Annotated in this window: 17 protein-coding genes; 6 read left to right on the top strand and 11 right to left on the bottom strand. The window is 43.1% G+C overall.

The annotated features are described in order from the left end of the window. Positions 1 to 145: 145 nt before the first annotated feature. Complete coding sequence (locus tag IGI86_RS10445) at positions 146 to 988, bottom strand: PRD domain-containing protein (RefSeq protein ID WP_008378663.1); 843 nt, start codon at positions 986 to 988, stop codon at positions 146 to 148. A 1,048-nt stretch (positions 989 to 2,036) separates the two neighbouring features. Between IGI86_RS10445 and IGI86_RS10450 the strand changes: the two genes are divergently transcribed. Further along, complete coding sequence (locus IGI86_RS10450; RefSeq protein ID WP_008378664.1) at positions 2,037 to 2,900, top strand: helix-turn-helix domain-containing protein; 864 nt, start codon at positions 2,037 to 2,039, stop codon at positions 2,898 to 2,900. A gap of 311 nt (positions 2,901 to 3,211) precedes the next feature. On the opposite strand, the gene IGI86_RS10455 is transcribed toward IGI86_RS10450, so the two are convergent. Then, positions 3,212 to 5,005: an oligopeptide ABC transporter substrate-binding protein gene (locus IGI86_RS10455; protein WP_430617250.1), complete on the bottom strand. Its 1,794-nt coding sequence runs from the start codon at positions 5,003 to 5,005 to the stop codon at positions 3,212 to 3,214. Positions 5,006 to 5,367: 362 nt separating this feature from the next. On the opposite strand from IGI86_RS10455, the gene IGI86_RS10460 reads away from it, so the two are divergent. From IGI86_RS10460 to IGI86_RS10480, 5 genes are all read left to right on the top strand, one after another. Continuing rightward, positions 5,368 to 6,669: a DUF1576 domain-containing protein gene (locus tag IGI86_RS10460; protein ID WP_218192944.1), complete on the top strand. Its 1,302-nt coding sequence runs from the start codon at positions 5,368 to 5,370 to the stop codon at positions 6,667 to 6,669. Then, positions 6,666 to 7,016 carry a hypothetical protein gene (locus IGI86_RS10465; protein WP_008378669.1) on the top strand — a complete coding sequence of 117 codons (351 nt, stop codon included), beginning with the start codon at positions 6,666 to 6,668 and terminating at the stop codon, positions 7,014 to 7,016. The genes IGI86_RS10460 and IGI86_RS10465 overlap by 4 nt, the downstream gene beginning before the upstream one ends. A 168-nt stretch (positions 7,017 to 7,184) precedes the next feature. Then, positions 7,185 to 7,547, top strand: a complete 363-nt coding sequence (locus IGI86_RS10470; RefSeq protein WP_005235132.1) for a YxeA family protein — start codon at positions 7,185 to 7,187, stop codon at positions 7,545 to 7,547. Between the two features lie 7 nt (positions 7,548 to 7,554). Beyond that, the gene (locus tag IGI86_RS10475; RefSeq protein WP_005235131.1) at positions 7,555 to 8,307 is read left to right on the top strand and encodes an ABC transporter ATP-binding protein; all 753 of its coding nucleotides are present in this window, start codon (positions 7,555 to 7,557) and stop codon (positions 8,305 to 8,307) included. Between the two features lie 13 nt (positions 8,308 to 8,320). Beyond that, complete coding sequence (locus IGI86_RS10480; protein WP_086299324.1) at positions 8,321 to 10,126, top strand: ABC transporter permease; 1,806 nt, start codon at positions 8,321 to 8,323, stop codon at positions 10,124 to 10,126. 97 nt (positions 10,127 to 10,223) lie between these two features. Here IGI86_RS10480 and IGI86_RS10485 read toward each other — a convergent pair whose 3' ends face one another. The 9 genes from IGI86_RS10485 to IGI86_RS10525 all read right to left on the bottom strand — a co-directional run bounded on the left by IGI86_RS10485 (position 10,224) and on the right by IGI86_RS10525 (position 21,375). Next, positions 10,224 to 10,937 carry a demethylmenaquinone methyltransferase gene (locus IGI86_RS10485; protein WP_086299323.1) on the bottom strand — a complete coding sequence of 238 codons (714 nt, stop codon included), beginning with the start codon at positions 10,935 to 10,937 and terminating at the stop codon, positions 10,224 to 10,226. A 249-nt stretch (positions 10,938 to 11,186) separates the two neighbouring features. Continuing rightward, complete coding sequence (locus IGI86_RS10490; protein WP_430617252.1) at positions 11,187 to 15,230, bottom strand: pectate lyase-like adhesive domain-containing protein; 4,044 nt, start codon at positions 15,228 to 15,230, stop codon at positions 11,187 to 11,189. 21 nt (positions 15,231 to 15,251) lie between these two features. Then, positions 15,252 to 15,878, bottom strand: coding sequence for a hypothetical protein (locus IGI86_RS10495; protein WP_086316318.1), 627 nt, complete (start codon positions 15,876 to 15,878; stop codon positions 15,252 to 15,254). Beyond that, positions 15,871 to 16,494: a hypothetical protein gene (locus tag IGI86_RS10500; protein WP_086316319.1), complete on the bottom strand. Its 624-nt coding sequence runs from the start codon at positions 16,492 to 16,494 to the stop codon at positions 15,871 to 15,873. The genes IGI86_RS10495 and IGI86_RS10500 overlap by 8 nt, the downstream gene beginning before the upstream one ends. Before the next feature lie 2 nt (positions 16,495 to 16,496). Further along, the gene (gene pilM / locus IGI86_RS10505) at positions 16,497 to 17,543 is read right to left on the bottom strand and encodes a type IV pilus biogenesis protein PilM (protein ID WP_430617253.1); all 1,047 of its coding nucleotides are present in this window, start codon (positions 17,541 to 17,543) and stop codon (positions 16,497 to 16,499) included. Positions 17,544 to 17,651: 108 nt separating this feature from the next. Next, positions 17,652 to 18,404 (bottom strand): prepilin peptidase, encoded by a 753-nt coding sequence (locus tag IGI86_RS10510; RefSeq protein WP_008378680.1) that lies wholly within the window; start codon positions 18,402 to 18,404, stop codon positions 17,652 to 17,654. A 67-nt stretch (positions 18,405 to 18,471) separates the two neighbouring features. Beyond that, positions 18,472 to 18,963 carry a pilus assembly FimT family protein gene (locus IGI86_RS10515; RefSeq protein WP_430617254.1) on the bottom strand — a complete coding sequence of 164 codons (492 nt, stop codon included), beginning with the start codon at positions 18,961 to 18,963 and terminating at the stop codon, positions 18,472 to 18,474. Between the two features lie 78 nt (positions 18,964 to 19,041). Then, positions 19,042 to 20,253 carry a type II secretion system F family protein gene (locus IGI86_RS10520; RefSeq protein WP_016613457.1) on the bottom strand — a complete coding sequence of 404 codons (1,212 nt, stop codon included), beginning with the start codon at positions 20,251 to 20,253 and terminating at the stop codon, positions 19,042 to 19,044. Positions 20,254 to 20,256: 3 nt separating this feature from the next. Continuing rightward, positions 20,257 to 21,375 carry a type IV pilus twitching motility protein PilT gene (locus tag IGI86_RS10525; protein WP_430617255.1) on the bottom strand — a complete coding sequence of 373 codons (1,119 nt, stop codon included), beginning with the start codon at positions 21,373 to 21,375 and terminating at the stop codon, positions 20,257 to 20,259. Positions 21,376 to 21,452 lie beyond the last annotated feature (77 nt).

The raw sequence follows: 21,452 nt of genomic DNA on the forward strand, positions 1-21,452 counted from the left end.
CATTTAATAAAAATAAAAAGACCGGCCATTTCTACAATAAACAAGCAGGAGTATCACCCATAAAAAACGAGACGGGTCTCCTCAACGAGTATTGTAAGAAAGTGCAGGTCTTGCCAGCCGAACTGTAACGAATCCATTTCCATTCTTAGGTTAATTTTGAGTGAGCGGCTAAGTTACCGATATGCAGAATCAAATACATCAATTCCATATCGTTGACATGCCAGCCCTTTTGTTCAAATAAGTATTCTTTGATCGAATCTGCGGTTTCTTTTTCTTTCGGATAGCTGCTGAAAGCCAAGGCAATCATCGGATTAGCCAATACTGGCTCTTCTTTTTCTTGACTTTGTCGAATTAAATAATAGCGAATGTGGGTCACAAACCGTTGGAAGTAGGAAGAATTCTCATCGTACTCGATGTTCATGCTATACTTAACGATCCGTAAAATATTGTTGGTCAACTCGGTGTGCTCATAGGCACTTTGATTGGCGCTTTTTTCAATTTGCGCATTGACGAAATGCAAAGTGATAAACGCAGCTTCTTCTTGCGAAAAATCGGGATACAGCTCTTTGCGGATCAACTCGACCGCTTGGACACTGACCGCATATTCCTTGGCATAGATTTTCTTGATTTCCCAATGCATGGGATTGGTCAAAACAATTTCTTGCTTTTGACGACTGATGGCAAACAAGATATGATCCATCAGTGTGAAATAAACGTTTGGATTGAAATCGGTTCCAACACTTTCCCGAAAAAGACGCACGATTTCATAAATGACGGCCATTTGTTTCTCGTCAGCCTTCGTCATGACTTTCGACATATGTTCCACTGTCAAGTCATCTTCTGGGTAGTATTTTTTTTCGATTCGCTCAGCCGGAATCAGGTCACCCGGTTTCGTTTGAAAGCCGATCCCTTTTCCCATTAGGATCACTTCAACTTCATCTTCTTTTGAAAGTACAACATTGTTGTTGATCCTCTTGATAATCTTCACGAACGATCCTCCTTGATCAGCATAGCGCATACACAACTTTGCATCGTTTGACGTCTATGCAGAAGGTCTTGTATTTTTTTCTTTCTCTGACTTGCCATTAAGTGACGAGGTGAATGTCTGCTCCAGGCAGTACTGCAGGATATCGTCAAACCTAGCTGGCACTTCATTGCGTTTTACTTCTCCCCTCCTTTGATGATCAATGACTGGACCTTACCTTGGAACCGGTTCTTTTTTAGCGAATAGAAATAATGGAGCAAAAAAAGAAGACCAAAGCAAAAAAGTGTACAACCCAAGAAACTTTGGGTAATCAATGCACTTTTTTCCTCTGGTCTTGCCTGCCGAACAGTAACGAATCCAGTAATGAGAACACTCTCGTGTTCCGTTGAGATAATAGTACTCATTCTGAGAAAAAATGTCAACACTTTTTTTGCAAACGTTTTTCTTTTTTTGATTTTGACTTTTTTTCACTATCTTTCTCACTGAATTTCTTGTCTAGCTTTGGTCTTTTAGTTCACTTGAAATACATGGTTTACTGTGTAGCACAATAAGACCACAAAAAAACCGTAATCTTCGTGCATTACGGTCATAGCTGGAAGTATGATGCTTGAAAGACGATCAATCACAAAGAATCAGAAAATTGGGGAAGGTCTGGTGCATGACAGACATTCAATGGGACTGACCACCTTGCGCGATTCATGCGTTTCATGACTTCCACAAACGAAAAGGTCTCTTTGAGTGGGGGAATCAACCAAATAACCTTTCGATTCTTCAAGATCTTCTCTTTCCTGCTTAGAATGTTCGCAGTTCGCCGCGAAAAAAGCAGGACGTAAACTAAATTTCATTTATCAATCTGTCACTGATCCTTCAATGACAAGTATCTAAATGAAAGCCTGTACTAGTTTTTAAATGGGTTGATTTCCCAAGGACCAAATGGTTCAAATTCCATGAAAAACGACCTCCTTTATTATTTGCTATACCCTATTATATTTGATAACATGTTATTAAAATCACATTGTTCAGAAATGCGTCACAATTAAGGAGGTCCCCCATGAAACAGCAAGGCTCTTTAATCAAGAAACTGCGCACAGATCGCAAAATCTCGCAAGCCAAGCTTGCCGAAGGTATTTCCTCTCGCACCACCCTTTCTTCTTTCGAAAATCGCAAAACAAATCTCTCTTCACAAACCTTGTTTGACTACTTAGACAAAATGAATATCACGGTTCATGAGTTCAGTCTGTTGATCGACAGCGAAGCCACTGGTCAGAAACGTCAGCTGGTGCAAGATTTCTATACCCGATATTATGATCGAACACTGACTATCGACTACTTGACTAGCCTTGAGGAACGCTACTTTGAGACACAAAATTTTTTTTATTATTCTTTGTATGTCCAAGGCCTGCTGCTGCTCAACCGTGAATCATTTCTGATGAATCGAGGAGCTTACACCCAAGAAGTTGAACTGGTAAAGCAATACTTGTTTGATATCGAAACCTGGGGGCGCTTTGAGTTGAACTTATTCTCAAATTTGTTATTTATTTTCGACCAAGAAACCATCAGTTACTATTTAGATCATGGGATCAAAAAAATTCTTCGCTATGCCAATGATCCCTTTTATGCAAATTTGTTAAGTGTTGTGATCTTAAATGGCTGCGCCTTTGCCAGTGAAAGTAAGGATTCCTATCTGCTTAACAAGTTTCTGCTTTTGTCTCATCCCTTGCCTAATACACCTCTGTATTTTTATTTGAAAATCCATCAAGTCTTGTATCAAGAAATTTACTCCTATTTGCAATCTTCTCAATTAAACAAAGAAGTGTTAAGAAACAGCTTAATCGTTATCGAACAAGCCGGTTACCAGAACCATAAAAATGACCTGCAAAACTTGATTCATACCGTGACGAATATCTCCATTTAACATTTTTCCCTTTGAATCATCCTATATCCTTACAAACATGATTTATCTTTTTCGTAAACGCCTGTCTGCTTATTGAAGGACAGGCGTTTTTCAGTCAAATGCTAGCCTAACTTGTACACAAAAAACCAGTTAGGTGCGTAGACCTAACTGGTTTTCGGGCTAAAATCTTAAAACGTATCTGGTTTATCTTGACCCAGATTTGATTTTGCACAACTCATCCCTCCGGTTAACTATAGAAGTAAACTGAGCTGGCTTTTCAGAAAACGACAAAAGCGTTGTTCTTTTTTGATTTCAGTGATTCAACAAATCGATTAGCGAGATTCTGAAGTCACTCCAACTCGTGCCCATGGATTATGATCTGGATCATATGCCCACGTAAAGTTTGCGACACGATCAGAGACCGGCAAAACTTGGTTACGGTACAATGTCGGAATAGCAAACGCTTCTTCAAATGCATATTCTTGCCATGCATCAAATGCTTCTTTACGTTTTTCTTCATCGAAGGAATCATTTGAATCGATGGCTGCTAACAATTCTGTATTGCGTTCAGACTCGTAACGAGTGTAGTTAAAGGCTGAATTTGGTCCCCATAAGCTAGTTGGTGATGGATCTGATCCAGTAGACCAAGCAGCTTGGAAAACATCGATATCTGGATCATCATTTTTCAAATTGTCATAGAATGCTTGGAAGTCGATCAAACGTCCTGTAGAGTATTGGACATCCAAACCGATTTCTTGCCATTGTTGGACATAGTAATCTGCCAGTGGTTGTGCCACTTCTCCACCTGACATTGAAGCAAAATTGATGGTTAATTTATTGCCATCTGGATCTTCCCGGAAGCCATCACCATCAACATCGATAAAGCCAGCATCATCTAGGAGTTGATTTGCTTTATCCATATCTAAGTGGTAACCTTCCACATCAGTGCTGTGCAAACTACCATAAACCGGTGGGATCAATGTTGTACCATTTGAACGCAAGCCATGGTAGAAACGCTCACCAATCGCATCATTATCGATAGCATAGCCCATTGCTTGACGCAATGCTTTGTTGGCCATTTTTGCGTTTGGATCAAAATCAACACTATTTGTTTCGTCATTCCATGTTCCTAAATTAAAACCAAGATAGGTGTAAGATTGTTCTGGTCGTCCTAACATTTGGTAGCCATCCATATCTTGATACGTATCGAACGTATCTGTTGGCATTTTCAATACTAAATCATATTGTTTTGCATTTAGTGCTTCATTGATCGATGCAGATGGAACATTACGCATCACAATTTTTTCTAATGTTGGTGTTCCCCCATAATAATGTTCATTCGGAACATACTCTACGGTTTCCCCAGGTACGATATTCGTCATCTTGTAAGGACCAAAACCAATTGGGTTTGTCCGTACAGGATCACTGGATGGCATATCTGCTACTTCAATACCTTCAAAGGTATGTTTTGGTAATGCCGCGTTCCAAATTGCTCCACCGGATTGCTGCATTCCAGGATGCATTTCCTTAAATTCGATCTCAACTACTTTATCGCTAACTGCTGTGATCCCAGAAATCGTATCTGCTTCACCGCTATGGTATTCTTCCATTCCAACAATATTAGTAAAGTCATTATTGTAGCGAACGCCATCATAGTCTTGATGACCAATGACTTCATAAGAAAAAATGACATCTTCGGCTGTAACATCTACCCCGTCCGACCATTTTAGTTCATCACGTAATGTGATCGTCGCTTTATTGTTTTCGACATCCAAGTCTAAGTCTGCAGGTCCACCATCAATAATCTTAAAATCCTCATCTTGTAAGAATAGATATTCATGACTTGGTAACATAAAGTCACGGTCATAGGCATCCTGATAGAACTCCCACTGGAATAATCCTTGGAACTGAGTGTCCATTACTACAGCAACGTCTAAAACTCCACCTTCAATCACTTCATCATCATTGACTACCGCTAGCGGTAATGTGCTGATATCTGATGCTGCAGCGTCTGATGACGACTCTCCTGTATCTGTCGAACCTGTTCCACCTCCGTTACTTTGTCCGCAAGCCCCTAAAACAAGCGCTGCCAATAAAGTAATCATGCCAAACTTCGTTTTCTTCATACTCTTCCTCCTTATTAAATCCCCTCATTTGTGATTCACTGATAAAAAAACCAAGCAAACAGTTTTTTTTATCTTAAAATGGCTTTTTTATTAGAAAATCTGAACGAGATTAACTAAATTATAACAATTTTCTCAAAACTCTTTCCGTCAATAATTTCATCAATCTATGAAATTATTGAAAATAAGACGAAAATCATTGATAAATCGCTATTGCTTTTTTTCAAATATTCTTAAGTTTTTCTTTTATGACGTTCCTTTTCTCTCATATTTTTCGAAAAACGCCTTGTGGAAACTGTCAAAAAAACCTTCTTAGACGAGAAAAGATGTGATACTATGAAAAAAAAGGAGCGTTCAGTGAAACTATGTCAGACAAACGAATTTTCTTACAAACGAAATCGAAACCTTTTGCACCGATCTCACAGCTCTTAACTCAGCGGTTGCTTCTGGCTTACAGCTGTGTGTTGATTCTACTCGGCTTGTTCACCTCGCCGCCTCAGGCATTGTGGCAAGGATCGTTGGCTATTTTGAATGCCCCTAGCAATTTGATTTCTGATTATTTTGCAATCGGCAATCTCGGAAGCGCCTTTTTGAATAGCGGCTTATTGACTTTGATTAGTATCCTGCTTGCTAAAAAGCAAGGAACCATTATTAGTGGTCCGATGATCGCCGCTTTCTTTACCATATCCGGCTTTTCTTTTTTTGGAAAAAACATCTTTAACTCAATCCCCATTCCCTTGGGTGTCTATCTATACTCTTACATACAGCAACGGCCCTCAACCCAGTACTCACTTGTCGCTTTATTTGGTAGTGCTGCCTCACCCGTCATTAGTTACTTAGCATTTGGCTTAGGCTTACCTTTGCCCCTAGGAATCGCGTTAGGTTATGGAATCGGCATTTTGATTGGCTTAACACTCCCTCCACTGGCAGCACAATTTTTACAATTCCATCAAGGATTTTCTTTGTACAATATTGGCTTTGCCACCGGTATTATCACTATGTTTTTCACTAGCTTTTTACGATTATTCGACATGGAAGTCTATTCGAACAAGCAATTGACGACTGACTATCACTATTATCTGACGGCTTTCTTGCTCATCCTTTGTTTTTTCTTGTTTTTTATTGGTTATTTTTTAAATAAACGATCGGTAAAAGGTTTAACGGATCTTTTTAAAACTTCTGGGAAACTGATGACCGATTATGTCACAATTTTTTCACTAGGAATCACCATGATGAACATGGCAATGATGGGGCTCTTGATGTTAGTCTTTATTTTCCTGCTGCAAGGCGAGCTTTCCGGTCCACTTTTAGGGGCTGTATTGACCGTGATTGGTTTCAGTGCCTTTGGAAACCATTGGAAAAATAGTTTGCCCGTGATGATTGGGGTGGTTTTAGCCACCAAAGTCGGTTTGACTTCTGATGTATCCACCTTCAGCTTATTACTAACAGCGATCTTTGGAACAAGTTTAGCTCCGATCAGTGGGTATTATGGTCCTGTAGCTGGTATCTTAGCAGGCATCGTCCATGCAGCACTGGTCACAAATATCACTTATTTACATGGAGGATTGAACTTATACAATAACGGTTTTTCCAGTGGATTTGTCGCGGCGGCAATGGTACCATTGTTAGATGAATACCAACAAATCAGAAGGCGGCGAAAAAAATGATTGAAAAAGAACGGGCACGACGAATCGTCGATGAAGTAGTCACCTACTTTTTGTCCCATGACTGTCAAAAGATAACGAGCGAGATGGCCTTTGAAGCAGAAGGTTTCAAAGCAGTCGTGCAGGGCCCTTTCCCTGAACAGCCCTCTGATCTAGAACATTTTATCAACATGCTCAATACACCAAGAGACAGTACCTTGGAAAACTATTACGTTGAACTGTTGGGCGGTCATCAAACGATCCATGAAGAAAAAGATTACTATTTATTGGGATTAATGATCGATGAAGCCGCCATTATGTATGATGAGGGACAACTAGTCGTTGAACTGTTTCGCAAAAAATATGACTGAAGAGTAACAAGCAAACGACGTTTCTGATTTGTGGATCACACAATTCAGAAACGTTTTTTTGTTCGTTCCTCGTGACAAAATTGAAAGTTTATTGATAGATTTTTCACACTCCTTTTCAGAAAACTAGCGTTATACTTTCATCATAATAAAAAACGAGGTGACCTATTTATGAAAAAATTTTTGATTGGACTAGCAGTTGTCGTGCTTGTGGGATTTGGTGCATTGCAAATTGCTGAATCAGTCATCATGGGGGGCGACAGCTATTATGTCCAAATCACGACAGATGGCGAAAAGACGACTTCTAAAGATGACAGTGGCAATGTCTATACTCAATACCACTATGAACTACCGGCTTATGACGAAAATGGCAAAAGCAAAACCCTGGATTTCAATGGTTTCCAAGAGCGGCCTTTGCGTAAAGAAGCCTATTTGAAACTTACTTGGAATGAGAAAAAAGGCGTGACCAGCTATGAAGAGGTCAAAGAAAAAGACATTCCCGCAAAAGCACTAACTCAATTAAAAGGAGCGTAACTTAATCATGGAAAAAATTATTCAAGCAAGTGAACTTACTAAAGTTTACGGAAAAGCTAACGAAAAACAAACCGAAGCCTTGAAAGGCATCAGCTTTGATATTGAAAAAGGTGAATTTATCGGAATCATGGGAGCTTCAGGCTCCGGTAAGTCTACCTTGTTGAACATTCTTTCAACCTTGGATCATCCAACCAAAGGTACGATCCGCATCAACAACAGCGACATCACCAAACTAAAAGGCGATGCCTTGGCAGATTTTCGCAGCCGTGAAATTGGCTTCATCTTCCAAGATTTCAATCTCCTAGAAAACTTAACAGCTTCTGAAAACATTGCGGTGCCCCTTTCTTTACAAGGGGTCAAACCAAAGATCATCCAACAACGGATCAAACGAGTCGCAGAACGTTTGTCTATCACGCATATCCTCGACAACTATCCGGCAGCAATCTCAGGTGGACAAAAACAACGGGTGGCAGCCGCTCGAGCCTTGATTACGGAACCAACGATTCTTTTTGCAGATGAACCGACAGGTGCCTTGGATTCAAAAAGTGCCAAAGACTTATTAAATATGATGGACGACTTGAATACCAATGACCAAGTATCGATTTTATTGGTCACTCATGATCCCCTTTCTGCCAGCTATTGCCAACGTATTTTATTTATCAAGGACGGGAAGATCCATCAAGAAGTGAAACGTGAGGATCAAAGCCGGGAAGAATTTTACCGCAAGATCCTTGTCATTCTAGGAAACTTGGAACAATAAGGAGGAAGAACACATGCTTTGGAAATTATCACTTACCGGAATCAAAGGCCGGTTGAAGGATTATATCGTCCTCTTTTCTGGTTTAGTCATGGCCTCAGCCATCTTCTATATGTTCGAATCAATGGCCAGCAATGAAGCCTTTTTAAAAAGCAACTCGATCATCAGTATGGTGGTCTTTATCTTTCGCTTTGGTTCTGTCTTATTGGGGATCATCACCTTTGCCTACATTTTATACGCCAATTCTTTCTTAATGGCGATGCGGCAAAAAGACTATGCCATGTTTATGATGCTAGGAGCCAAAGGACGTAAGATCGCCCAAATGATTTTCATTGAAACATTCTTGGTCGGGATCGCCGCCACTGCTGTTGGTTCTTTACTAGGTATTGGATTAGCCAGTGGTGTCAATACCTTACTAGTGAACCAATTAAATTTACAGATCAGCCATTATGCGGCCTTTAATCTACAAGCATTAGTCGTGACACTTGCATTCTTCTCGATTCTCTTTTTGATCGCTGCTATCTTTAATGCACGGGCAATTGCCAAAAAATCAATTTTAGCCTTGTTACGAGAAACTAGCACACCGGCGCAAGTCAAGCAACGTCCTTTCATGCTCTTTTTGCAAACTGTCTTAGGGATTTGTTCTTTAGCAGTGGGTTATTATATGATGAGCGACTTGATGAAATTCCAATTGGTGGGGATCGGTGTTGCCCTAGTTACTATTATTTTAGGGACCTACCTCGTCTTTCGTTCCGTGATCATCACGATTTTATCTTTGCTGAAGAGGACCGATGCCATTGCTTTGAAAAGGTTAAACAATTTCACCTTGTCTCAGCTAAGCTTTCGGATTCGTGATTATACGCAGATGCTATCGATGGTAGCCATGCTCTTTGCTCTAGCATTAGGTGCTTTGACTGTTGGTCTGGGCTTCAAAAACGAGATCCCAATTATGGCAAAATCCGTTGCCCCTTATGACTTGTATTTGAATAATGCCCAAAATGCTTCTGACGAAAAAGTTGCAGCCTTAAAGCCGACTCTTGATGTCACTTATAGTCTGAAGGAAACAGATGACACCCTTTATTACAATAAAGATCAATTCAACAAGAACAACTTGTTCAGCACCAGTACGAATCAGTTGAGTATCGACGTTACCTACAACAAGCTGTCGGGAGACCAATTAGCCAAAGACATCACCGCGCAGGACCAATTGCGTAGCTACCTCTTGCCAGAACAACGAGGCAAAGAGATCCAAGTTGTCGATCAAACCGCTTTTGACACAATCAATGCCCCTGAATCCAGCTTGCGAATGGTGCAAGTCAAAGACTTTCAAGCAAGTTACGATGCATTACATGAATTGGCGCAAACAAACCAAGAAACCAATACTACTGAAACTGCCGATACGAATTTTTCGCAACGGGTCTTCGTCTATGACACGTATAATGGTCTCTTCTCCGGTTTTGAATTTATGGGCTTTTTCTTGGGGATCGCCTTCTTGACGATGTTAGCAAGCTGCTTGATGTTTAAAATTCTTTCTGGGGCCAACAGCGACATTCAACGCTATACGATGTTGAAAAAAATCGGAACCCGGACTAGCTTATTGAAAGGATCGATCCGCAAAGAGATTGGTGTGCTCTTCCTAGTTCCTGGTATCTTAGGGATGATCCATGTCTTATTCGGATTACAAATGTTCACAACATTGATGATCGATCCGTACCACGATCTATGGCTGCCCTTTGGCATCTTTATTGCTCTCTATGCCATTTATTACGTGGTTACCATCTGGTTATACACCAACATCGTTTTACGACCAAACAAAAAATAACTAGTACAGACTTTCTGAATTGCTCAACGCAAAGAGACCATCAATCCGCTTGATGGTCTCTTTCATTTCGTCGCTCTTCTATCGAAAAAAAACGCCGTTAGCTTTGAGGTTTGACACCCATATGCATCGCGGCCGCACCTCCTGCATAGCTTTTGACTTGCAGCACATCAAAGCCAGCTGCCTGAAACTCCCGTTTCAATGCCTCCTTGTCAGGAAAATCCCGCGCAGACTCCTGGAGCCAGGAATATTCTTGATAGCTTTTGGCGAACAGTTTGCCAAATAACGGCATGACATGGTGAAAATAAAAAGTAAACAGTTGCCGCCAGCCGATCAGTGTGGGCTGTGATGTTTCGAGACAAACGATTTTCCCGCCTGGGCACAGCACCCGATGGATTTCCGCCAAGACTTGTTGGCGATCCGCGACATTTCTCAACCCGAATCCGATCGTCACATAATCAAAGTGCTCGTCTGGAAAGCTTAATGCCATCGCATTGCCGGTCTGCCATTGGATCTGCGTTTGTTGCTTTTTCTGTGCCTTTGCTTTGGCAACCGTTAACATTTCTTCGCTAAAATCAACGCCGGTCACTTGCCCCGTCGGACCGACCGCTTTATTTAAAGCAAACGCCCAATCCCCGGTCCCGCAGCATAAATCTAATATCTCAGCACCCATTGGTACTGCCATCCGTTTCATGGTGTCCTTGCGCCACCGTTTGTGCAGCTGAAAGGAGATAATACCGTTCATTCGATCATAACGGGAAGCGATCGATTCAAATACATCATGTACTTTGGTTTCTTTGGCTGTTGTTGCCATTGCGGCACGTCCTTTCTTTGTTCCCTTCGTTTTGCTGTTGCTTCACGTGCTTCTGCTTTTTAGTCTAGCACGAAAAAACCTGCGGAACAAAAACCCTGCTTTCGGCTTTTCCTCCAGTAATTTCCCCACAAAAAAACAGCCTTTCCTACATAGCTCCCCGCTTGTTGACCAAGGCAATTTGGTCAACAAGCGGATCCAGCAGTGAAAGACTGTTCTTCTTCTGTTTGTTTTAAAAAAGGTTATTCACGTTTAATCGATGAAGTCCCAGATATTGTTCCAATAAGAAACACGGTCTGCGCCATTTTCATCTTTGTAGCGCACAGAAATCAAATTACGGATGTCATGAACAGGAATATCAAGGGTGACAGAATCCGTTACGGGTCTTTGCTGCACGTTGTATGTTCGATAAAAGGTGCCATCCATATAGACGTCAAAGGTACTAAGATTGGAATAAAAAATCTGCAGCTGATTGTTATGAACAGCAAGGTTGATCAACTCACCAGTGACAGCGCGTGTACCGGTCTGAAGCGTGAGACTGTCTTCCCCTATCAAAATGTTTTCCGTCTCTGGTTGATTCCCCGAAACTCTACCGTTGATCGTTACCGGGGTCAGAACATTACCAGCAGCTGCCTGTTCATCCACCCGAGCAGTCAAGTTCCATTCTATGCGATCTCCAGGTGCGATTGGGCGTTCTAAGTGGATCGTGATACGATCGCCAGAAAGAGTTGCCGAGGCGATATTGTCTTGATACACGAGCGCATCGACATTTAAGAACATCAATAAATTCGGCGAGATATCTAGCGTCACGACAGCATTTTCAATATCGTCTTTCCCAGAATTTCGCGCATCGTTGCTTTCTACGATCGTCCGCAAGATCAATTGATTGCCGACGGTGATAATCGGATTGCCTTCTTCATCACGATCAAAGCTTTGCGGTACTCGCAACGTAATCGATGGGTCAGAAGGTCGAATACTGGTGACTTCAAAGGAGAGCGCTGGTGGGAAACGATCATCGCCAATGGCATCACGATACCCTAAATAGTCCTCGTAATCGCTGGCGGACGGATTCGTGCTCCCCAACTGACCATTGGGTTCCGTCGTGGTCGTATCTGGTAAGGTTCCTACGAAATCGTCGTAACGATCATTTGCGAAATCTTTTGCGTAAAATTCGATATACACATCCTCTTCAGGATCAAGGCGACGAGGTAATTGATACTGCCATGGCACGGAGTTGCCTTGTTCGGCATCAAGCGTAATGACATATGGGTCACCTGAAGCATCACGGATCAATCCTTGCGCGGTACTCGCATAAATGGCGACTCGCTCTTTTGGCTGGTCGTCTTGCGGAGAATGAAAATCCATGATCCCCGAAACTGTTGTCGTCCGTTCATTAAAGACCTGATCCTCTGCCACTTGCAGACCAGTCGGTGGTCGTACATCCACGACGACCGCATCAGGCAAAGCGGCAATACTCTCTTCTGTTGCATGAATGAAAATCGAATCATCAACATCCTCCATCGTTGGGTCTAATCCTCGGTGGGCACGCAGCACTTCAAAACGTTGACCTGTCTTGAAAAAGTCGTCCCGCGTCCATGCGATCACACCATTATGCACCTCACCAAAAACATCGACAGTTGATTTGGAGGAAAGCCATTGCGTTTCAAGCTGGTTGCCCGCTTCGTCCTTCAAAGCAACTTCCACCCAGACCTCATCATCCCAAGCATCGCGAATCGCCCCCGTGTATTCATACGGAACGACCGCTTTGGCATAAAAGGTTTTGTCGGCATTGGTCGGGGTCACTAAGTGCTGGATCATTGGCGGATAATTATTGGCAGAAAATCGCGTGTAGGCATTCCCGCCCCTAAAAGTCGTACTGTTAAATTCATTTGAAAAAGGCTCTCCCGGCTGCGGACTAACGATTTGTGCAAAATTGACATTGCCTAGTTGATAGCTCAGTGGATTCCAGAAATTGTCCGGATCACCATCTAGATTCACGTCGTTGCGCTTTTCCCAAACCGCTAGTCCAACACGATTAGACATAAAGGTACTGTTACGGTTCGAATTAGAAAAAGCTTGTCCGCCATTCGGACGATTATTTCGGAAGTCATAAAACAGTGGTTCATCAATCACAAAATTGCTTCTGGCAACCGAACTGATTATTCCATTATTTGCACCTAGGGTCCGACCTTCCATTCGAAAAGTCGCGTCTTTTCCAGCTAAGAACTCGGCTTCTCCGCCTTGCATCCAAACAGCAGGTCCACGATGTGCATAGATATGGATTCGACTGTTTTCACCTTGTGCATGAAAAACCGAAGTTCCACTGCCATCAAGAGGAAATTGAATGCCTTGTCGACCAGCCGTATCTGAGCCATTACTGGCAGTAATGGTGGAATCAGCAGATGGGTCAAATTCTCGTTCTTCATCATTGTACTGATCAAATACGGCAAAACCTGTTTCATCAATATAGATGCCATCATCTGCCGCAGTTCTGGTGCCTGCATGGTTAAAGATATTCAACTGACCGGCTGACTCCACATAGAACTCGTTGTTCCGCCCGTACATCCGCACTGCAGCCGCATTTCCGTGGTATTTGACGATATTCATTTTCCCTTGGTCGGCAAGCACAAAGGTCTGTTCCCCGACTAAGCGAAACCGCATAACTGAACCATACTCATGATGTTGCCCATCACCAAACATATTAAACTGCGACCCTTCCCCAGTTACCGTCACATTGCCGCCGAGTTTGGTGGTCGATCCCGCTTTTGAAATTTGATTGACAAAAGCAGTGGTTCCTCTCGGTACACCACTCGTGGGAGCAGGCGCTCTAGAATAGGAGTTTACGACCGCACCACCAGAAATAATCGTACGAGAAAACTTATTTTGCGTTTCATCCCGTTGTCCAATCAAGGAAATGATTGCGCCGTTCGCTCCCGCTAAATTCATTTGTGATGAGGCATTTAAGACCGTGCCTTCTCCATCGACTTCAAAAATCACCTCGTTAGTACGTCCTTCGAGATTTGCCCAAATTGCTTGCCACTGGACACTATAGAGATCTACTTTGGAACCCTTATTGACCCGAAACGAGGTTGAGATATTATTGTTGTCTGGTCGGAGCCGAAAAATCGGCTGCGTATTTGAGATCTTGACATCCGCCTCATCTGTGATCAAGACACTTTTGACATTAAAGCTGCCAGTATCTGAACTGTTGCCCGCGGCTGGGTTCCTGTGAGCCACCCAATGGAATGTTCCGCGAATCTCGAGATTTCCTTGTTGAAAATAAAGGAAATTATTGCCTGTACTTCCCTCTAGCACACCACTTTTTGCCTCGATATTTTCTATTTTGACCGTCCAAAAAGCTGAGGCTGCCAACGATTGTTGATAGATCAACGCGTTTAATCCTAGATTGTTTCCCTGAAAATCGATCGTCATATTTTTCAACTCAAAGACCGCTGGCTGATGATCATGGGTAGTCGTCAGTTCAAAGAAACGTCCAGTAGGATTCGTGCTATAGTTTGGTGTCCCGTTCGTGTTGAAACGCTTCGGTGTGGTTAAGGTAAAGCCATTCCCATCGATGGACACCGACCGATCCAACGCTGTTAAACGATTGTTGGCCTCATCCGTATAATCAGCGGTAATGTCAGCGAGAAACACGATTTCAGAGATCGATGAATCACTAAAAGCAGCCCGCAGCGCTTGATAGTCCGAAACTTCGGCACGCTCTCCTTGCGTCGCCCGTTCTGAAAGCAGTTCGACTGCCGCTGACTCATTGGTTTCCTGCTGCTGAATGTCAAGCAAGGCTACTTCTTCTACAGCCTTGTCAGCTTCCAATCGCAAGGCTTGTCGTTCCTCGAGAGAAGGCGGAGCGATTTTTTGCAGCGTCCGATTTCCCCGCTTAAGGACAAATTCGATGGCTTCTTCTTCTCCTAAAGAAACTGGTAATGCCAAGGACAACGTTTCTTCCGTAGGCGCCACTTCGATCGCCACACCATAAACACCCTCTTGTTCAGCTGGATGCAAGGTCGCTTCCTCAAGCTCAAGCATTTCAAACATTTCTAATGACACCAGCGCTTCATGATTTGCCATCAAGAAAAGCGTCTCGCCAGCGGCTTGTTCCGATTCGATCGTCAATACATATTGTCCTGTTTCTGGGTCAAAGTGACCGGACACTTCATAAGAATTGCCACCATGGATAGCAAAGACCGCATACAAGACAGAAATAACGATAAAGACCCCTAATGCAGCGGCAGCCAGTTTGATTTTCGAGACAGTCGCTAGAACAGTAAATGATTTCATCTAGGCACCCCTTTCCTTTGATTACTCCAACAGTTCTTGTCCCGTTTCAAAGCTTGATAGATAATACAGCTTGATAACGACACTTGCCGAAAACGCATCTGCTCCTGACGTATTGCTTCCTTGCCGATATTCGACTGATTCAACTTTTAAAAAGCGATTCAGGTTTTCCATCCGATCAATAAAACGCACGATTCCTTCATTCGTCTCACTCAGGAGGTCAAAGCCGATCCTTGTGACCCGAAATTGCGTAGCCAAAGGATTGTCACCAGTCTGATCTGCCATTTGTTCTGGTGTAGGGTAAAGCATCTCCTCATTAAAGGTCGATTGCAAAATCGTGATCGGCAATTCCGTTTCAAGGGCAGCGAGATCGGTAAAATAAGACTCGATCGCCATGCCATTGGGAATGATCGGCACCTCATTGACCGTCTCTGAGGAAAGAAGGTCTGGTTCCCCTTGTAGGTAAACCAGCTGTTCCTGAATGTCGCGGATCTCTGCTTCGATCCCAGCTAATTCCTGAGCCAATTCGATCCCTTCGGCACGTTTGGGATTCAGTAAAAATAGCCAGAAAATAAGTACGGAGGTAGCGAGAACTAGCGCAATTACCGCGGAGATGATGATGTGTTTTTTGGAGAAAAAGACTTTAGTCATCCGCTTCCACCTCGCTTTCCTCTTCGCTCTCTTCACTGATCACTTGTGGTGCAGCGATTCGTGAGAGGTAGACAGTGATGCGCCCATCTTGCGGCGTTGAACTATGAGAAAAAGATTGATAAGTCACATGATGTACCCAATCGATTGCTTCAAAAGCCGATTTAAGGCGAATCAGACTTTCATAAACATCCCCTTGGACTGCCATGCTCACCAAAGGAAACAATGGTGTACCGTCTTGGGCTGTTTCGGACATTGTCCCCTCGCCATTTAGCAGCAAATTATACGAATTGATGGTCACATCGATTCCTGATGCCACTTCCTCAAAGGTTTCCATAATAGGCGCTGTGAAATATTTCTCTTGCTTTTGCAAGGCAATGAATTCTTGCAGGTCTTGAGATTTTGACGCTAGCATCTCTTCTAACTGGCGCTGGAAAACGATGCGCTCTGTTTGACTAGACATGATATTGCTTTGATTATTGGTCACCAGCCTTTGATAATACCAAAAGCCTAACCCACAAACCCCAACGACTACTAACGAAAGGAGAAGCGAAACCGAAAGAATGACTTCAAACGCCCGATTACGGATAAATTTATTAGGCAATAGATTGATGTTCATGGTTACACCTCTTTCGTCGCTAATCCCGCAGCCAAGATATAGCGGTCGGGAATTTTTTTCTTGCTGGTTTCACTTACTTTTGCGGAAATCGTTTTGACCGGCAAAGAAGACAACTCATGAAATATTTCTTGGACTTCTTTCCGCAGCATTGGATGACCGCCGACTAAGTAGATTTTTTTCAATTCACAATCAGGCGAGATTTCCTGATAATAGTAAGCAATCACCGAATTCAAGGTTTCTGCTAACCCTTCCAGTGCTTGGATCTCCGCACTTTCCCTAAAGTTCACTTGCACAGATTGGGCTTTTTCAATATATTTCCAGTTGGCTTGATTATAATCTTCATACTGCACGTAAGTCGGCACCAATTCTTCAAAAAAGGTGATATTAGCGATGCCAGCATCTAACTCGACCAGCACAAAATTTTCACTCCAGTTGATCTGTCGCTGAAACATACGACTATACGCCAGAAAACTGCAATCGACGCCCATCAGCTGATGGCCGCCTTTTTTCAATGTGTCGCCGAGTTGAATCAAAATCGGCTCTGATGTGACCACGACTGGCACATTGCCATTGATGGTAAACCGATTCCGCTGGATGACCACAGCTTGCGGTTCTGCTTTCTCTTCCTTCTTGCTGGCTTTTTTCTTTTGTGCTTTTGGTGCTTTTTCCTTGTTACCTTTACTAAGGATCAGTAGATCAAAAATCGGGTTTTCAAAAGGCAAAGAGATGGACTCCCCCAATTCAAAATACAAGTACTCGCGAATCTCTTTTTCCGAGTTCATCTTACCGATTGGGATCTGTTTGATCAGCAGACGAGAATTTAGTGCCGTGATCACCACACTCATCGTGCGTAATCCCAAGCGTTTGGCAATCTCATTGAAGGCGGCTTCAAGACTATCAGGATTGCGCAGCTTATCATCTTTAAAAATCGTACCATTCACAACCAGCTCGCCGTATTTGAGACGGTCACCTTTTTTGGTACAGTAACGGATGCAGTTTTTTTGGATGTCGATCCCTACTAAGCGGGGAATTGTTTTTTTGCCAAACATACGAGGACCTGCTTTCTTCTTGTTGGTTTTATATGAAGGAACCAACGTTATTTCTATGTACAACGCTTGCTTAGCAAATCAAGCAAACGCCAAGGTCAGCAACCCAATTCAAAGGAACCAGCCGCTGCCAAGATAAACCATGCCGGTAGCAATGGCGATAAAGGGACCAAAAGCAATGTAGCGGCTTTTGACTTTGCCCCGTAGCATTTGGATCACGTAAAAGATCACTGCCAAGCAAGAAGCGACAAATAAAACCGTCAAGACTTGCACTGGGCCGATATACACGCCTAAGACGGCAAATAATTTGATATCGCCGCCACCCATGCCTTTTTTACTGAGCTCCGCTAAGAGATACAATGGCAAGAAGCCAGCAAAGAAGCCGACGAGCCAATACCACCAAAATTCATTTTGCGGTTGGATCAACCGTAAACCGATCCCTCCGGCGAAAAAAGGGGCTAACACTTTATTGGGGATCAGCTGATAGAAGATGTCGCTGGCAGAAATAATGGCTAATAAGGCTAATAAACACCAAGCGGCAATCACTTCAGCAGTGCCCCAAAACAGCAAGGTCGTACCCGTAAATAGCATGCCGATCAACACTTCATAAAGAAAAGCAATCAGCGGGATCTTTTTTTGACACTTACGGCACTTGCCTTTTAAAATAAGGTATGATAAAACTGGAATGAGGTCCCTTGCACCTAATGTCTGTTGGCAGTCATCACAGTGCGAGCGAGTCAGCAGGGATTCCTTTTTGGGAACCCGCCAACCAACCACTAGGAAAAAAGAACCTAGACACATTCCTATGATGAAAAGATAACCAATGATTAGGCCCATTGGGATCTGTTGCAAAATTTCGTTCATAAAAAACTCCTTTTTTCCTGGGGGTGGTAGTGCTTAAGTAATTTGGTTCATGTTTATGTTAAATGTTTTATGGTGTTCCGGAACCGAATAACTGAGCACGTGTTAAACTGCTTACTGCATCTTGATCCATACCTGTTATAGCAACAGATGGTTTTGTTCCCGCAGATAGGGCAGCAGCTGGGAGATCCATTGTTAATGTCCCTTCTGATGTAATAGTGAATTGCACAGTTGATAATGAAGTGAAGCCCCCTCCATTATAAAGACCAGCAGTATTTACATCAGCAAGTGTGAAGGTATTATTATTTCCTCCACTAGCAAGACCTTCAGATGTTGACTGGTGCAATACCGCTGCCGAATAAGCAGTCTGAACATCTGAAATCGCTGCATCTTCACGGGCGTTCTGAATAATATTTCCGATTGCAATCACACCAATCCCTGATAGAATCGCAATGATCACAACAACAGCAAGTAACTCAACCAGCGACAAACCTGTCTCATCTTTCATTAATTTGTTAAAACGATTTTCTGTTTTTTCTTCTACTAAAATTGCACTAAGCATACTTTATTTACTCCTCCTACTTTTCCTAAAAATATATATCAAACAGAATGTCTAGGAACTCTGTTAATATCCAAATTGTTATCCTTGAATAGCACCAAAAAGATCAAACATCGGTACCATGATCGCAGCGACGATCAATCCAACAATGACACAAATAACTAATATCACTGTCGGTTCAAGAACTGTTTTGATTCGTTTACTGGACTCGTCCACTTCTTTTTGAAAGATAATACTTAGTCTTTTCAGCATATCTTCAAGGGAACCAGTACTTTCCCCGATTTCTACCATCTGAGTGACTAATAAAGGAACGTTAATGTTTCCACGAAAAATATCACTCATTTTGCCCCCTTCTTCTATTTGAAAGGCACAATTATCAATGATTCGCTTGATTGATTTATTGGACACGACATCCCGACTCATATTCAACGCTGTGACCATACCAACCGAACTACCCAGTAAAGTCGACAAAGTTGTCATAAACAGTGAATAATTATTTTTAATCGCTAATTCACCGAATAATGGTATTTTTAAAATGAAACGATGAACGGCAAAATCGATTTTTTCATTTCGACGGATGAGCCAAAAGCCGATCATAATGCCTACAATAAAGATTGCTAAAACCCATCCTCTAGTTTGAAGAAAGTCACTGATAGCCATGGTAATCACAGTAATTCTTGGTAAGTCTGTATCAAAACTTTCAAATACTTCGACAAACATCGGGACGATCATAACTAGTAAAATGATACCTACAACAAACGTCATCAAGATCAAAATGATTGGGTAAACCATCGCTGTTACGAGACCACTCCGATTTTCAGCACTTTTCTCATAGTAATCCGCCATATCCGTTAAGTTTTTTTCCAAAGATCCTGACATTTCCGAAACGGCGATAACGCTTGTCAACAAAACTGGAAAAGCATTTGGGTGGGCTTTATAGGCTTCTGAAAGTGGTCGTCCGCCATCAATCTCATCCCGAACTTCGCCAAGAATTTTCTTGAAATTCGGATTTTTTTGCTGTTCTTCCAGCATTCGTGAAGCATCAACAATCGTAATCCCCGAAGCGATCAATGTCGAAAACTGGCGTAAGTATGCAACTAATAATTTTAGAGATACTTTGTTGAACAATTGAATCTCTTTATTCGCCAAGGTTTCTGGCTGTTCGATCAAACTGTTGACTTTGATATGCTTTTGGCGCAGCTTTTGGCGGGCTTCAACGGAGGAATTGGCACGTAAGCTGCCAGAAAACGTTTCGCCTCGGACATTGGTGCCTTGATAGGCAAAGAGTGCCATCGGCTATTCGCCCCCTTCCTCCATCAAGTTATCTGCCACATCGGCATCGACCCGTTCCGCAGCAACGAGTTCTTCTAAAGAAGCGCTCATGGTATGCATGCCTTCGTTTTTTCCCATCTGCAGCATATTATGGATCTGGTGGGTTTTCCCTTGACGGATCAAGCTGGCGATCCCTCGGGTATTGAGCATCATTTCGGTTGCTGCTACCCGTCCGTTGCCATCGATCGTTGGCAGCAAGCGCTGGGACAAGATCCCTAGTAATGCGCCAGCAAGCTGTGTACGAATCTGAGTCTGCTGATCGGCAGGAAAGACATCGACGATCCGTTCAATAGTCGCTGGGGCACTTGACGTATGCAAGGTTCCTAATACCAAGTGTCCCGTTTCCGCTGCCGTCAAAGCAATCGAGATTGTTTCAAAATCTCGTAGCTCCCCTACTAAGATGACGTCTGGATCTTGACGCAGGGCAGCTCGTAAGCCATTGCCAAAGGACATGGTGTCGCTGCCGACTTCGCGCTGGGCAACGATGCTTTTTTTGTGGTTATGGATGTACTCAATCGGGTCTTCCAACGTCAAAATATGCGTCTTTTTGGTATCATTCAAATAGTCCAGCATCGCAGCCAGTGTCGTTGATTTCCCTGAACCGGTCGGCCCTGTAACTAAGAACAAGCCTTGGCTTTTATGGATCAGAGTCCGCAAGACGGTCGGCATACCGAGTTTGCTTAGCTTCGGGATCTCGATGGGGATCTGCCGCAAGGCGATCGAAACGGTATCTTTTTGGCGGAAAATATTGACCCGAAAGCGACAGATGTCGCCTAGTTCGTAGGCCAAGTCGGTCTCGCCTTTTCCCTTGAATTCCTCCCATTGCCGTTGGTTGCAAAGGATTTCGGCAATGGCTTCGATGTCCTTGGTGTCGATGGTCGGAACCCCTTCGATCGGTAGCAAGTCGCCGTGGCGACGAAAAATCGGCGGTACGCCTTCGACTAAATGGATATCCGATGCTTTTTGTTCGACGGCGATCATCAACCAATGATCGATCCGCTCTTTAGGTGACATGGCAGCAAATTGCGCCGCTTCGTTGCGATTGACGCCCTGTGTACTGCTGGCAGTCGTCGTTTTTGTCACTGCTTGCCGTTCTGCTTTTTGAATGATCTCCCGCGTCGAGACAGATCGGTCTTGATCGCTCTGGCGACTGTGGGCAC

The organism is Enterococcus sp. AZ188, assembly GCF_050544075.1.
GTDB classification, from domain to species: Bacteria; Bacillota; Bacilli; order Lactobacillales; family Enterococcaceae; genus Enterococcus_D; species Enterococcus_D entomosocium.